This is a genomic window from Sphingomonas fuzhouensis (assembly GCF_034659795.1).
GTDB lineage: Bacteria > Pseudomonadota > Alphaproteobacteria > Sphingomonadales > Sphingomonadaceae > Sphingomonas > Sphingomonas fuzhouensis.
In genome coordinates this window covers 920,489-935,042 of the sequence record NZ_JAXSQY010000001.1, presented here as the reverse complement: position 1 = coordinate 935,042, position 14,554 = coordinate 920,489, and the positions used below count along the sequence as shown (strand labels likewise).

Below are 14,554 nucleotides of genomic sequence, written 5' to 3'. Positions count from 1 at the left end.
GGTGGAAAATCCCCCGCCCTAACGGCTTATCATTGTCAAATGACGGGTGCGAACCCGCCTTTCAGGTCCATCAGGGTGGACCGAATATGCGTATCAAGCAATGCCTGAAGCCGCGCGGCGTCGCGCGCAAGAAAGGCGTCGAGCTGTTCGCGATGCTCCAGATGCGCGCGTGCATCGCGCCCGGCGGGCTGCAGATGCGTGACGACATAGCGTTCGGCGAGCAGCGCCAGCTGGCGGATCAATTGGATGGTCAGCGGCTGGCGGGTCGGTCGGACCATCGCCATGTGGAACTGCCGGTTGCAGATCGCGACGCGCGGCAGGTCACTGGCCGCCGCCTGGTCGAGCGCCTCGAACGCGGCGACCAGCTTGGCGCGGTCTGCGTCATCGGCGACCAGGGCAGCGCGCGCCGCAGCGGCCGGTTCCAGCTTCAGGCGAAGGCCGTAAATATCCTCCGCCTGTTCGGCCGACAAAGCGCCGATCATATAGCCGCGATTGGCGACGCCGTGGAGCAGCCCCTCCTGCTCCAGCCGCGCCATCGCCTCGCGCAGCGGTATCTTGCTGACCCCCAGTTCGGCGGCCAGCGCATCCTGGCGGATCGGTCGATCGGCGGGGATGGCCCCGGCGATGATCCGTTCGCGTACGATCGCGAAGATGCGATCCGCCAGCGTCTGCACGACGATGACGCCCTCGCCCCGATGACGCCCGTCATCCAGGGCGTCGTCCAGATGCGAGAGCGCCGTCGCCATCAGGCGGCCTTGGCCTGGCCCAGCGTCGGGCGGGTCGCGGCGGCCTTTTCGACCATCGCGATCACCTCGGCACGGCGCGCGCCTTCGAGGACATAGCGCGGCGGCAGGACGCGCTCCGAACCACGGCCCATGACCTGCTCGGCCAGCTTGATCGACTGGACCAGGTCATGCTCGGCGTCGAGGTGGAGGAGCGGCATGAACCAGCGATAGATTTCCATCGCCTTGGCATGATCGCCACGCTCGAACGCCGCGACCAGTTCGACCGACTCCTTCGGGAAGGCGTTGGTCAGGCCCGAGACCCAGCCCTGCGCGCCCAGATACAGGCCTTCGAGCGCCACGTCGTCCAGCCCTGCGAACAGGGTATAGCGATCGCCGAAGGCATTGCGGAAATCGGTGAAACGGCGCGTATCGGGGGCCGATTCCTTGACCGCGACGATGTTCTTCACATCGACCAGCGCTTCCAGCACCGTCTGGTCGATGACCGTGCGGTAGGCGGGCGGGTTGTTGTAGAGCATGATCGGCAGGCCGGTCTGGTCCGCCACACCCTTGAAGTGGTTCACCAGCTCATGCGCTTTGGGCACATATACCATCGGCGGCAGCAGCATCAGGCCGTCGGCGCCAGCCTTTTCGGCCGCCTGGGCGTAACGGACGGCGCGGCGGGTATCATATTCCGACACGCCGGTAATGACCGGCACGCGGCCCGCCACCGCCTCGACGATCGCGGTCAGCACCGTGACCTTCTCGTCATAGTCGAGCGAGTTGTTCTCACCGACCGTACCGAGCGCGATGACGCCCGTCACCCCGTCATTGACCAGATCGTCGACCACCCGCTGCGTATCGGCGAGATCGATCGACAAATCCTCCCGCACCTGGGTCGTCACTGCGGGAAATACGCCACGCCAGCCGATGCTCACAATTTGTCTTCCTGCTATTGTTTTAGATATCGTATACTGTTTCTAGCGAGCGAATTCGCTGCGGTCAATGTCATTCCTCATCGGGATAAGGGCCTTTTCCGCCGTCCGCGATGAACTGATCGGTGCGCTGATCGATGACCGGCAGCGGGACAAAGCCGAGTTGCAGCATCGCATCATGCCAGGCACGGATGTTGAACTTCGGTCCCAGCGCCTTTTCGGCCTTGGCCCGCGCCTTCTGAAAGGCGAGCTGCCCCATATAATAGGACAGGGCCTGACCGGGCCACGCGATATAACGGTCGACCTCGGTCTCGATCTCATGATCCGACAAAGCGGTATTGTCATGGAGATAGGCCTGCGCCCGCTCGCGGCTCCAACCCATGGCGTGGATGCCGGTATCGACCACCAGCCTGGCCGCGCGCCACGCCTGATAGGACAACATGCCGAAACGGTCATAGGGGTCGGTATAGAACCCCATATCCTCGCCCAGCGCCTCGCAATACAGCGCCCATCCCTCGCCATAGGCCGACAGATAATTGTCACGGCGGAAGGCGGGCAGGGTCTTGTTCTCCGCCGCCAGCGGCATCTGGAAGGCATGCCCCGGCGCGCTTTCGTGCAGGGTCAGCGCGGGCAATGCATAGAGCGGTCGCGACGGCAGGTTATAGGTATTGACCAGATAGATACCCGGCCCCCCGCGCCCCGAGGTATAGAAAGGCGCCTGGTCCGCAGGCACGGGTTTGATCGCGAAGCGGCTGCGCGGCAAACGGCCGAACCAGTCCGATGCGACGCCGTCGAAACGCTTGGCGATCCACGCCGCCCGATCGAGCAGGTCCTGCGGCGTCTTGGCATAGAAACGCGGATCGGTGCGCAGGAAGGTCAGGAAGGCGGGAAAATCGCCCTTGAACTTCACCTCCTTCATGACCTGATCCATGCGCGTGCGGATACGCTGCATCTCGGACAGACCGATCGCATGCACCTGTTCGGGCGTCAGGTCGGCGGTCACATATTCGCGGATCTTGGACCGGTAATAGGCCTTGCCGTCGGGCAGGTCATAGGCCGCCGTGCTGACTTGCGCATGAGGCATATAGTCGTTCCGCAGGAAGGTCAGCAGCCGCTGATGTGCGGGCAGGACATCGTCCCGGATCGCCGCCTTCGCCTCGGCACGCAGGGCCGCAGCGGTCGCGGGTGCCATATTGGCGGGCATCGTCCTGAACGGTGCGTAGAAGGGCTGATCCTCGCCCGCGCCTGCATCGACGACCTGCGCGACGCCGATATCGCGCCCCTTCAGCGTGACGCGCGGCACGGTGAAGCCACGGGCGAGGCCCGCGCGCATATTGCCGATCTGCTGATCGAAATAGCGCGGCATCTGGCGGAGCATCGCGATATAGTCACGATACTGACTTTCCTTGGTAAAGCTGCCCCGTGCCCAGCCTGCCAGATTGCCCCAAAAGCTGGTATCGGCATTGAGCGGCTTTTCATATTCGCGGAACCGCTGCGCGGCGAGCAGCGCGTCGATCTGGCCGCGATAGACCATATAGTCGGTGCGGACATCGGGCGAGAGGCTGGCTGGGTTGATCGCATCCAGCGCCTTGGCCGTCGCTTCCCAACGGGCCAGTCGCGCAGCCTGGGCAGCGGGTCCGACATCGGGCAACTGACGCGAGCCCGCGCTGCCACTGTCCTCATCCGCCGCGTTCTGGCTGATCCGCCACGTATATTCCGCCTCCGATAGCGCACGAAAACGGGCATCCGCGGTATTGGCGGGGCCGCGCGCGGCATGGGGGCGGATCTTTGCCTGCGCGACGCCGAACGGCGCAATCGCCAGTGCCGCCCCCGCGAGCAGCCATCCGAACCGGTTCGTCATGCTTTTATCCCCCTTGCTCAACCGTTCAGCGCCATCACGTCGCGGTACAGGTCCGCCGAAATCTCCACCCCCTCGGTCACCGATACCGCTCTGGCCGCATAGCGCCGGGCGGAGGGAAGCCGTGCCCCCTGCCCCGTGATCGCGGCAAACATCGCCTCGGCCCGTTCCTGATGTTCAGGCAGAAGATCACCCAGGAAACCCTTGGGATCGATCGCGATAATCAGTTCACCGCCCAGCGGCGAACCTCCGCGCCCCCTATCCCAGTCGATGGATTCGCGGCTGGTCATGTCGCCGATCAGAGGCCCGGCGAGCAGTTCGACCATCGCCGCCAATGCCGATCCCTTATGCCCGCCAAAGGTCCGCATCGCGCCCAACAGGATAGCGGCCGGATCGGTGGTCGGTTTGCCTTCCGCATCGACACCCCAGTCATCGGGCACGACCTTGCCCGCGCGGCGATGCAGTTCGATCTCCCCGCGCGCGACCATCGACGTGGCGAAGTCGAAGACGAAGGGCGGCCGGTCGGGGCGTGGCCAGCCAAAGGCGATCGGGTTCGTCCCGAACACCGGCTCGGCACCACCCGACGGTGCGACCCAGGCATGGCTGGGCGTGAAGGCCAGGGCGACCAGCCCGGCCTCCGCCAGCTCCTCGACCTCCGGCCAGAGCGCCGCGAAATGCACGACATTGTTCAGCGCCAATGCGGCGATGCCGTTCGCGCACGCCTTCTCGATGAGCGCAGCTTTGCCAGTCTGGAAGGCAAGTTGCGCGAAGCCCCCGCCTCCGTCGACCCGGACCAGCGCGCGCGCCGGATGCGACAGAACGGGCTCGGCATCGGGCACGACCACGCCCTTGTTGATGCTGGCGACCGCGACAAGCAGCCGGTAGATGCCGTGCGAGGTGCATCCGTCACGCTCGCCCGACACCATCGTTTCGGCCACCGCTTCGGCATGCGGCGCAGCGAGCCCCGCCCCCAACAGCTTGGCGCGGGCGAGGCTGCGCAACTCGTCCAGGGTCATCCGCACGCCGCTCACGCCGCCACCCCCGGCTTCGCCGCGAACAACCGCATGCCGAAGATCGGCCCCGCCGAACTGCCGTCATGCGGCACGACACGGACACGCACGCTCTTCTTGCCCGCGGTCAGCGCGGGCGGCAGCGGATATTCGACGTCGAAGAAAGACCCCGGCTTGTCGTTTTCCAGATGCTGAGTGGCGACCTTCACATTGTCGACCAATATGTCGAAGTCGCGCTTGCGCTCATCGCCCCAATAGGTCCCCTGCAGGATCATCGGGCCCGGCCGGACCGCCATGGTGAATTCGAAATAGCCGCCCGACCGCGCATCGCGCCCCTGCCGCCCGCGATAGGAGACGGGATAGGAAATGTCGGAGGTCAGGCCATGATCGCGCTCGGGCTGCATCTCACCCAGATGCATGACGTCGACCGACCGCGCCGCGATATCCCGCACGCGCGCCTGATCCGCCAGGAAGGCGGCTTCCTGGGTCTTCCAGCCCGCCTCGGTGAAACGCTTGAAATAGACGGCGCTGCGCCGGTCATATTGGCTGAAAAAGGGTACGAAACTCAGATCGGCCGGACGGAAGACACCCGCCGTGCTGTACCGGGCGCTTGCCGGGTCGGCCGGGGCGAAGCCGTTCAGCGGATTGGCACCGACGAGCACCGGGTCGGGGGAATTCCACGGCCCCTTGGTATCGCCGAGATCGGCGGCCATCACCATCGGCCCGCGCAGGACCGCCACGACGCTGTCGTCGCCCGGCGTCGGCTCGACCCGCAGATCGAGCGGCAGGCGGATCGCCACACTGTCCCCGGCCTTCCACCGCCGCTGAACGACGGCATAACCGCGCTCGAAGCTCGGGGTGACGGCCTGCCCATTAACCTCCACCTGCGCCTGTCCGTTCGCCCAGCCGGGCACCCGCAGCGCAAGCGGGAAACGTCCCGCCCGGTCGAGCCGGGTGAAGCGCAGCGTCGCCTGCCCTTCCATCGGATAGGCCGTGTCGAGCGTCACGACCGCGCCGCGCTTGTCCCAACGCGCCTCCGCCGGGATGTAGAGATTGACGAAGAACGTGTCGCCGCCTTGCCAGAAGATCGACTCGCCGTGCTTGGCATGCGCTTCCATCCCCGAGCCGACACAGCACCAGAAGGCGTCGTCCTTGTCGGTGGAGAACTCGCGCGCCATGCCGGTCATCAGCGGCGTCATATAGGTGAAGCCGCCATGCGCGGGATGCTGGGCCGCCATCACATGGTTGAGATGCGCGCGCTCATAATAGTCGAACAGCCGCCCGTCCGGCTTCCACCCGTAGAGATGCCGGGTCAGCTTCATCATGTTATAGGTGTTGCAATGCTCGCATGTCTGCTCGGTGATGTGCCGGGCGATCGTATCGGGCTCGGAGAAATATTCGCGGTCGGCGTTGCCGCCGATGACATAACTGTGGCGCCCCGTCACCGTTTCCCAGAAGAAGCTGGCGCCCTTGGCCGGTTCCGGCTTGCCGGTGATCTCGTGGATACGGGCCAGGCCGATCAGCTTGGGCACCTGCGTATTGGCATGGAAATTGGCGAGCTTGTCTTCGCCCGCCACCAGCGGATCGAGCACCTTGCGGTCATAGATCCGCTCGGCCAGTGCCAGCCACTGGCGGTCGCCGGTCCGCTGATAAAGCTCGGCATAGCTTTCGTTCAGGCCGCCATATTCGCAACCCAGCACCGTCTGCATCTGCGCATCGTCGAGCGCGGCAAAGACCCGCGCGAAATAGCCGCCCAGCTTGACCGCCACGTCCAGCGCCTGGGCATTGCCCCAGCCGCCATGGATATCGAGCAATCCGGCGAACAGCTTGTGCACGGTGTAGAGCGGCGACCAGCTACCGTTGAGGTCGAAGCCGCCCGACTTGATCTTGCCCGCCATGATCTCGGGAAAGATTTCCTCGCCATCGACGACCTTGCCGTCGGGCCGCTTGCGTCCCAGCGCCCCGACATAGCCGGTGCCGCGCTTGTCCTGCGCCTCGGCCAGTTCGGTGACGATATAGTCGGCGCGGCGGCGCATCTCGGGATCGCCGGTCTGCTGCCAGGTCAGCACCAGCGCCGACATGTAATGGCCCAGGGTATGGCCCGCGATCGTGTCGCTTTCCCAGCCGCCATAGATGGGTGCCTTGGGCTCCAACCCGGCATAGGCGCGAAAATTGTGGAGCAGCCGATCCGGGCTCAGCCGGTGGAGATAGCGCCGGTTCGTCTCGACGGCGGTCGCATAGACGGACGGATGAAGCCGTACCGCCGACAGCGGCAAGGGCTCCGCCTTGGTAGGAAGCACCGACGTGCCCGCTGCCACCGCACGCGGGGCCATTCCCAGAAACGCGGCGGTCGCCGCCCCCCGCATCCATTCGCGCCTGCTCGTCCGCAGCATCTTGCTCTCTCCGTAATACTGTATACCAATATAGCCAGAACGGGAGGGGGGTCAATCGCGATGGTCCCGCATAGCAGCTTCCCGGAATCACGGGATTTTCGCCATGCGCCAACGCCTTATCCGCCTTTTGCCCGTTACCCTCGCCACGCTTTCGGTCATGGCGAGCGCACAGGATGCGGGAGCGGGTGCCAAGCAGAAATCGACGAGCGCAGCGCAGACATCCCCGACCACGCGCCTGCGGGTCGGCGCATTCCAGTTGGTCCTGGACCCCGCCAGCCAGACCGCGCGAAGCCTGGCGCCGACCGCCACACCGGGTTTCGATTTCCTGCCGATCGGCCGCGTCAAGGAGCGGGCGGGCAATGGCTATAACCATCTCGGCGACATCCATTTGCGGCTGCGTCAGGGCAACGGCGCGTGGCAGGATTATTCGTCCTCGCGCGAGCGGCACCCCGTCAAGCCGCTGGCTGCGCGCGGATCGGTGCTGGCGGCGGCGGACATCAGCGCAACGATGGGAACGGGGCTGCCGCTGCGCATCGTTCGTGAGTGGGTGAACGACAAGGGGAACCCTGCCCTGCGCTTCACGCTCACCAACACGTCCAACGCACCGGTGGAGATTGGGGGCCTCGGCATTCCGATGGTGTTCGACAACATCATCACCGACCGGACGCTGGAACAGGCCCATGCCCAGGCGAGCTTCGCCGACCCCTATATCGGGCGCGATGCAGGTTATGTGCAGGTCACGCGGCTGAACGGCGCGGGGCCCGCCCTGCTGGTCCTGCCCGAACGCGCCACGCCGCTGGAGGCCTATGTGCCGATTCCGACACTGCGTGAGACCAAGGGGCAGGCCGTGATTTCCGAAGCCAGTCCGCGAGCCCAGACCTCGGAGGGCTTTTACGACTGGATCGTCTCCAGCGCCGCCTATGCCCAGACCGATTGGGCGAAGGCGGGCGCGCCGTGGAACGCGCCGACCAGCATCCGCCTCGCCCCCGGCGAAAGTCGCCGCATCGGCCTGCGCCTGGTCGCTGCGCCCAGCATTCGCGCGATCGAACCGACGCTGACGGCACAAGGGCGGCCGGTCGTGGTGGGCGTGCCCGGCTATGTCGTGCCGACCGATCTGGACGCGACGCTGTTCGTACGCGCCCCGTCCCCGATCACCGCGATCGAGAGCTATCCGGCGGGCGCGCTGGCGGTGACGCGGCAGGCGGGCAAGCCCGGCTGGACACGCCTCTCGGTGCGCGGACGGCAATGGGGCCGCGCGCGGCTGACGCTGCGTTATGCGAATGGCGACGTTCAGACGGTCCAGTATTTCGTCACCAAGCCGCTCGAACAGACGATGGCCGATCTTGGCCGCTTCTCCACGACCAAACAATGGTACGAGGGCAAGGGAGACCCCTTCGGCCGTTCGCCCGCGATCCTGACCTATGACCGCGAGGCCCAGCGCATCGTCACCGCCGACCCCCGCGTCTGGATTTCGGGAATGAGCGACGAGGGCGGCGCGGGAAGCTGGGTCGCGGCGGCGATGAAACAACTCGACAATCCCGATGCCGCCGAGATCGCCCGGATCGAGGAACTTGTCGACAAGACCGTGGTCGGACGGCTTCAGGTCGCGGACGGCCCCCATGCGGGCGGTGTGAAGAAGAGCCTGTTCTATTACGATCCGGCCGCCTTCCCCGACCTCTATCAACCCGCCAAGGACTGGCAGAGCTGGACCTCCTGGAAGAAGGATCAGGCCGACGATCTGGGCCGCGCCTATAATTATCCGCATGTCGCGGCGGGGCATTGGGTGCTCTACCGTGTGGCGCGCAACCATCCCGGCCTGACGCGGGTCCATGACTGGCAATGGTATCTCGACCATGCCTATCAGACGATCGTCGCCATGATGCGCGATGCGCCGCATTATGCGCAGTTCGGCCTGATGGAGGGCGATGTCTTCGTCGACATCCTGACCGATCTGAAGCGCGAGGGCTGGACTGACAAGGCCGCCGAGGTCCAACGGCTGATGAAGGGACGCGCCGATCACTGGCGCACCCTGCAATATCCCTTCGGCAGCGAGATGGCATGGGACTCGACCGGCCAGGCCGAAGTCTATGCCTGGATGCGCTATTTCGGATATGCCCCGCAGGCGGACGTCACGCGCGAAGTCATCCTGGGCTATGATCCGTCGATCCCGCACTGGGGCTATAACGGCAATGCGCGGCGCTATTGGGACTTTCTGTACGGCGGCAAATATCCCCGGCTGGAGCGGCAGATCCATCATTACGGATCGACGCTGAACGCCATACCGCTGTTCGACTCGTTCCGCCGCAATCCCGCCGACATGCATCTGCTGCGCGTCGCCTATGGCGGGCTGCTCGGGGGCATCACCAATATCGACCAGGACGGCGCGTCCTCGGCCGCCTTCCATAGCTGGCCCGACCAGATGGAATGGGACCCGTATAGCGGCGATTATGGCATGGGCTTTTTCGGCCATGCCTATGCTGCTGCGACCTATGTGGTGAATGATCCGACGCTGGGCTGGGTCGCTTATGGGGGCAATCTGTCGCAGAGCGACGGACAGGTCCGGGTCGAGCCGCGCGACGGTGCGCGGGCGCGCATATTCATCGCGCCGGCAGGGCTATGGCTGACGCTGGAGGCGGGCAAGATCAAGGCGATCGCCTATGATCCGGCGACCGGCGCGGTCCGCCTGACGCTCGATCCGGCGCGCAGCGACACGCCCGCCGCGCGCCTTTTCGTCGAAACGACCACGCCGGGGGGCCGTCCCTATCGCCCCGAACGCGGCACGTTCGAACGCGGCGGTTATACCGTGCCGCTATCCAAAGCAGCGTCCGAATTGCTCTTGTCCGACAGATAGGCGCGCAACTGGCGGACGAGCGGTCCGTCGGCGGGCGGCATCGGCCAGGTGTCCATGTCCGCGGGCGGGCACCAGATCAGCCCGTCCGCCTCCAGCGCGACGGGCGTGCCAGACCACGACCGGATGACGTAGAGCAACAGCAGCAGATGGCGACCGGGCAAGGGCTCGGTCGCAAAGCCCGCCGGTTCCAACGCGTCCGGCGCGACGGTGATCGCCAGTTCCTCATGCAGTTCGCGGACCAGTGCCGCTTCCGGCGTCTCGCCGGGTTCGAGCTTGCCGCCGGGGAATTCCCACAATCCCGCCAAGGCCTTGCCCTGGGGACGCTGCTGCAACAGCACGCGCCCCGTCTCGTCCACCAAGGCCGCGGCGACGACGGGGAAGAGGGCGGCGGCGTTCGGCGTATCCATCATTTCTTAACCATAGAACGGTACTTCGCAAAAATCAGGAGCGCATCCGTGACGCCCCCCTGACCGCTATCGGCGCGATCGGCTTTCCGCCGGCGCTAACACGGCGACCACATCTTAAATATTCCTCAACCAGTGGGCGGTTACACGGCCCCTAGCTGAACCGGCATTCCGGCTCAGCCGGGTGATCGACTGTAACAACACGCAACGGAGACCGGAATGACCACGTTTCGCAAGATGCTGAAGAACAACAAGGGCGCGACGGCCATCGAATACGGCCTGATCGCGGCTCTGATCGCCGTGGCCGCGATTGGTGCCATGACCTCGCTCGGCAAGGGGCTGCAGAATACGTTCACGACCATCAATACGAAGGTCGGCACCGCTACCAAGTAATTGGATAAGCCAAGGGCAGACGGCACTAGCGTTCCGCCTGCCTATTGCGAAAAGGGTCGGCGATCGCTCACGCGATGCCGACCCTTTTTACTTATCACGTTATTCACAGGCGCAAAGGAACTCGCGGCACGCGCTTTGGTCACAAATTAAACGCGCCCCATCGCCAGGAACTTGGCGGCACGGCCCCGCTTCAACTCGTCGCGGCCCAGACCGCCCAGCTCACCAAGCGCCTTTTCGACCGCATCGCCCAGATTGGCGATTGCCCCCGCATGATCGCGGTGCGCGCCGCCGACCGGTTCGGGAACGATCGTATCGATGACGCCGAACGTCTTCAGGTCCTGCGCAGTGACCCGCATCGCCTCGGCCGCTTCGGCCGCCTTGTCGGCGGTGCGCCACAGGATCGAAGCGCAGCCCTCCGGCGAGATCACCGAATAGACCGCATGCTCGAACATCAGCACCCGGTTGCCCGCCGCCAGCGCCACCGCGCCGCCCGAGCCACCCTCGCCGACGATCGCCGAGACGACCGGCACGCCCGCCGCCAGACAGGCTTCGGTCGAACGCGCAATGGCTTCCGCCTGCCCGCGCTCTTCGGCCTGAATGCCGGGAAACGCGCCCGAGGTATCGACCAGCGTCACGATCGGCAGGCCGAACCGATCGGCCAGTTCGACCAGGCGAATCGCCTTGCGATAGCCCTCGGGCTTGCCCATGCCGAAATTGTGGCGCAGGCGGCTGGCGGTATCTTCGCCCTTTTCATGGCCCAGCACCATCACGCGCTGGCCACGAAACTGCGCGAAGCCGCCCATGATCGCCTGGTCGTCACCGAACGCGCGGTCGCCCGCCAGCGGCACGAACTCGTCGAACAGCGCGGCGACATAATGCTTAAAGTGCGGCCGCTGCGGATGGCGGGCGACCTGCGTCTTCTGCCACGGGGTCAGCTTGGCGAAGGTGTCGCGCAGCAGCTTGTCCGACTTGGCCTGCAGCTTGGCGATCTCCGCGCCGATATCGACCGTCCCATCGGCGGTCGTGTCGCGCAGCTCGTCGATCCGGCTCTGAAGCTCGGCGATCGGTTTCTCGAAATCGAGGAAGGTCGTTGACATGGGGCTAGCGCCTAAGGGTGGTTTGTCCGAAAATCAACGAGCGGGTGGCGGGTGTTGACCAGTTCGACCAGTCGCGCCGCCTCGACATGGGTGTATATCTCGGTCGTCGCGATATCGGCATGACCCAGCATCGCCTGCACCGCGCGCAGGTCCGCCCCGCCACCGAGCAGATGGGTGGCGAAGGCGTGGCGCAACACATGCGGGCTGACCCGGTCGGGCGGAATGCCCGCTTCGGCCGCCAAGGCCTTGATAAGCTGATAGAGGCGGATGCGGGTGAGATGCCGCTTCCCGCCGGGAAAGAGCCAGAGCGTGTCGGCTGGAACATGCACCCGCCACGCCGCCACCGCCCCGCGCGCTCGGTCAGAGATCGGCACCATCCGCTCGACCCCGCCCTTGCCCTTCAGGATCAGAAAGGGGCGGTCGGGATGGACGGCATTGCGCGGAAGAGCGACGAGCTCGCTGGCGCGCAGACCCGATCCGTATAGCAGTTCCACCAGCGCGGCGAGCCGGAGGTCGTTCGGGCTGGGATGCGCGGCCCCCGTCCGCTCGGCGATCGCGGCGAACAACCGGTCGATATCGGCATGGCTGAGTATCTTGGGCAGCGCACGCCGCTGGCCGGGGCGCGGCAGGACCGAGGATGGATCGTCGCTGCGCAGCCCTTCCTCATGCAGAAAGGCATAGAAACGCCGCAGCGCCGCCGCCTTGCGCGCGACGGTGGCATTGGCGAGCGACGACCAGCCCTCGGCCAAGGCCCGCAGCGCCGCCTCGTCGGCCTCGGCGAGCCCGTCCATCGCCTCGGCCGAGAGCCGCAGGTCGGAGCGATAGGCCGCCAGCGTGTTGCCCGCCGCCCCCGCCTCGGCCGCCATCATCTCGAGGAAGCGGTCGACCAGTGCGGCGTCGCGCGACATCATGTCCGCGCGATCGCCTCCGCCGCGATCATCCGCGCCTCGGGCTCCAGCCCGACCGAACGCAGCGCCTCGACGATCCGGTACAGCGCCTGGGGCGGCACGCCGCGCCAATCGCCCGTCTGCATCCCCACCGCGCAGAGCAGCACGACCAGACCGGTCTGTTCGTCCGCCACCGCCTGATCCAGCGCCTCGGTCCAGGCATTGCGCTGGCCGACCCGCACGTCGAGCGCCTCGGCGCCCTTTTCGATATCGCCACGCGACAGACGGCCGAGCCCCGCCAGTCCGGCAAAGAACATCCGCTGCTTCAGCGCATCACTGCCGTAATTGGTGACCTGGTCATAGGCGATCGGACCTTGCTGGTCGGGATCGCTCAGCAGGATCATCGCCCAGGCATCGCTCCCCTGTTTGGCCGCACCGCGCCAACGCGCCGCGCTGCGATCCAGCCCAGCGGACAGCATCGAGGCCACCAGCCGATCGGCCTCGCTCCCGTCCGCCACGACGGGCAGACGCGCCGCCGCCCGCGCGGTCAGCACCAGCCGCCCATAGGGCGTGCGTGCGTCGTCGCCCCAGAGCGAACGGATCGCCGACAGCCGCTGACCTTCGTCCCCGGCGGCATAGGCATTGCGCAGGTCGTTGGCGATCGCCCCCTGGGCGCGGCTCACCTGATCGTCATCCGCCAGGGCCGAATAGAAATCGACCAGCGCGGCGTTGGAGATCACGCCCAGCGTCGCGGCCTGATCGACCACCCCGGCCCGCTCGGTGGCGGGTACGGCGGCCGAGGTCGCCAGCCAGCCGCGCACCTGCGGCCCGACATAGGACAGATAGTCTGGCGGCACCGTCACGCCGGTCGCCGTCGCCAGACCGAAGCGCCAGACGGTCAGCCGGTCGGCCCCGCCCCAATCGACGCTCACCGCCTTGCGCGCGGCGCCTGCGCCCATCAGCTTTTCGGCCAGCTTCAGGTCGATATCCTCGGCGACCCGCTGGCGGCGGAGTTGCTTGACGACCGACGTGCCCCGCGCGCCGTCCCCGGCCAGCGCCGCGCACCAGCCCTGGGCCAGCCGATAGCCGTTCATCCCCGTCACGGCCGCCCCGCGATCGGCCAGCGGGCACAGCCCCGCAGGGTCGCTGGAGGCGAGCAGCGCGTTCATCGCGACCTGATAGAGCTTGGGCGTATAATTGGCCGGATCGACCGACTGGACGACCGCACGCGCCACCTCGGCCTCGCCCATGCGCAGGAGCAGCCAGGCACGTTCGGCGGCGAAGTCCGCGCCGTTCACCCCGCGCGGCGTCACCATCCGCGCGGCGAGCGCCCGGCGGAGCAGGATCGAGGTCCAGCGCGACGGCAAGGGTGCCGACAGGCGCCGCATCAGCACCTCGGCGAAGCGGCCGTCCACTCCGGCAAAGACATTCTGGTCGAGCGCACCCTCGCGCGGTCCGGCCGGGCCGACCACGGCCAGCGACCGCCGGGCGGAGGCGGGCAGTTCATATTCGGCCAGGGTCGCCGCATCCATGGTCGGCGTCGGCGACGGGGTCGAGGTGGGAACGGGCGTCGCCAGCGAATCCAGCAGCGCGCCCACCGGATCGGCGGACGCCGGGGTCGGCGCAGGCGTCGGCGCGGCAACGGGTGTCGCGCCCCCCGTGCCGGGGGCGGCACGCGGGGTCGGGCGCGACGTCGGCCGGGCGCTGGGCTGCGCGGCGGGTTGGCCGAAGCCGGGGGGCAGCAGTGATTCGGGACGGTCCTGCGCCGCCGCGATCGCGGCGGCCCCGACCATCAGCAGGGCGACGGCCCTGGGCAGGTGGCGAAAAGCGCCGCCCCGCTTATTGCAGATTGCCAAGCGAGACCGCCTTTTCGACCTGGGTGGTCGGCCGTTCGGTCGCCCGGCCCGAGAGCAGGACCAGCCCGCCGACGACGATGACAAGGAGGACGATGAGCGAAACGACCATACGGGACATGAAACGCAAAACCTTATAATGGACCCGTGA

At 66.6% G+C, this 14,554-nt stretch carries 12 protein-coding genes; 2 read left to right on the top strand and 10 right to left on the bottom strand.

The window, feature by feature from the left end; translation table 11 throughout:
* Positions 1-35 precede the first annotated feature (35 nt).
* The 5 genes from U1H82_RS04335 to U1H82_RS04315 all read right to left on the bottom strand — a co-directional run bounded on the left by U1H82_RS04335 (position 36) and on the right by U1H82_RS04315 (position 6,918).
* On the bottom strand, positions 36-746 hold the full coding sequence (locus tag U1H82_RS04335; RefSeq protein ID WP_322963673.1) for a GntR family transcriptional regulator: 711 nt from the start codon (positions 744-746) through the stop codon (positions 36-38).
* Positions 746-1,660 (bottom strand): dihydrodipicolinate synthase family protein, encoded by a 915-nt coding sequence (locus U1H82_RS04330; RefSeq protein ID WP_322963672.1) that lies wholly within the window; start codon positions 1,658-1,660, stop codon positions 746-748. Before U1H82_RS04330 ends, U1H82_RS04335 begins: the two co-directional genes overlap by 1 nt.
* 70 nt (positions 1,661-1,730) lie before the next feature.
* Entirely contained in the window at positions 1,731-3,518 is a 1,788-nt protein-coding gene (locus U1H82_RS04325) for a DUF885 domain-containing protein (protein WP_322963671.1), read from the bottom strand.
* Positions 3,519-3,535: 17 nt separating this feature from the next.
* A complete protein-coding gene (locus tag U1H82_RS04320; protein ID WP_322963793.1) occupies positions 3,536-4,531 on the bottom strand; it encodes an Ldh family oxidoreductase in 996 nt (331 codons plus the stop codon).
* Positions 4,532-4,542: 11 nt separating this feature from the next.
* Positions 4,543-6,918 (bottom strand): beta-L-arabinofuranosidase domain-containing protein, encoded by a 2,376-nt coding sequence (locus U1H82_RS04315; RefSeq protein WP_322963670.1) that lies wholly within the window; start codon positions 6,916-6,918, stop codon positions 4,543-4,545.
* Positions 6,919-7,021: 103 nt separating this feature from the next.
* Here U1H82_RS04315 and U1H82_RS04310 point away from each other — a divergent pair, with 103 nt between their 5' ends.
* The gene (locus tag U1H82_RS04310) at positions 7,022-9,769 is read left to right on the top strand and encodes a DUF5695 domain-containing protein (protein WP_322963669.1); all 2,748 of its coding nucleotides are present in this window, start codon (positions 7,022-7,024) and stop codon (positions 9,767-9,769) included.
* On the opposite strand, the gene U1H82_RS04305 is transcribed toward U1H82_RS04310, so the two are convergent.
* Positions 9,715-10,176 carry a (deoxy)nucleoside triphosphate pyrophosphohydrolase gene (locus tag U1H82_RS04305; RefSeq protein WP_375339495.1) on the bottom strand — a complete coding sequence of 154 codons (462 nt, stop codon included), beginning with the start codon at positions 10,174-10,176 and terminating at the stop codon, positions 9,715-9,717. The two genes, U1H82_RS04310 and U1H82_RS04305, sit on opposite strands and share 55 nt — an antisense overlap.
* Positions 10,177-10,392: 216 nt before the next feature.
* Here U1H82_RS04305 and U1H82_RS04300 point away from each other — a divergent pair, with 216 nt between their 5' ends.
* A complete protein-coding gene (locus U1H82_RS04300) occupies positions 10,393-10,566 on the top strand; it encodes a Flp family type IVb pilin (RefSeq protein ID WP_322963667.1) in 174 nt (57 codons plus the stop codon).
* Between the two features lie 146 nt (positions 10,567-10,712).
* Here the strand turns inward: U1H82_RS04300 and U1H82_RS04295 are convergent, their stop codons facing one another.
* From U1H82_RS04295 to U1H82_RS04280, 4 genes are read right to left on the bottom strand one after another with little or no spacing between them, the layout of a single operon-like run.
* A complete protein-coding gene (locus U1H82_RS04295) occupies positions 10,713-11,663 on the bottom strand; it encodes an acetyl-CoA carboxylase carboxyltransferase subunit alpha (RefSeq protein WP_322963666.1) in 951 nt (316 codons plus the stop codon).
* 11 nt (positions 11,664-11,674) lie between these two features.
* On the bottom strand, positions 11,675-12,571 hold the full coding sequence (locus U1H82_RS04290; RefSeq protein ID WP_322963792.1) for a tyrosine-type recombinase/integrase: 897 nt from the start codon (positions 12,569-12,571) through the stop codon (positions 11,675-11,677).
* Positions 12,571-14,406 carry a hypothetical protein gene (locus U1H82_RS04285; protein ID WP_322963665.1) on the bottom strand — a complete coding sequence of 612 codons (1,836 nt, stop codon included), beginning with the start codon at positions 14,404-14,406 and terminating at the stop codon, positions 12,571-12,573. The genes U1H82_RS04290 and U1H82_RS04285 overlap by 1 nt, the downstream gene beginning before the upstream one ends.
* The gene (locus tag U1H82_RS04280; protein ID WP_322963664.1) at positions 14,390-14,524 is read right to left on the bottom strand and encodes a hypothetical protein; all 135 of its coding nucleotides are present in this window, start codon (positions 14,522-14,524) and stop codon (positions 14,390-14,392) included. Before U1H82_RS04280 ends, U1H82_RS04285 begins: the two co-directional genes overlap by 17 nt.
* Positions 14,525-14,554: the final 30 nt, after the last annotated feature.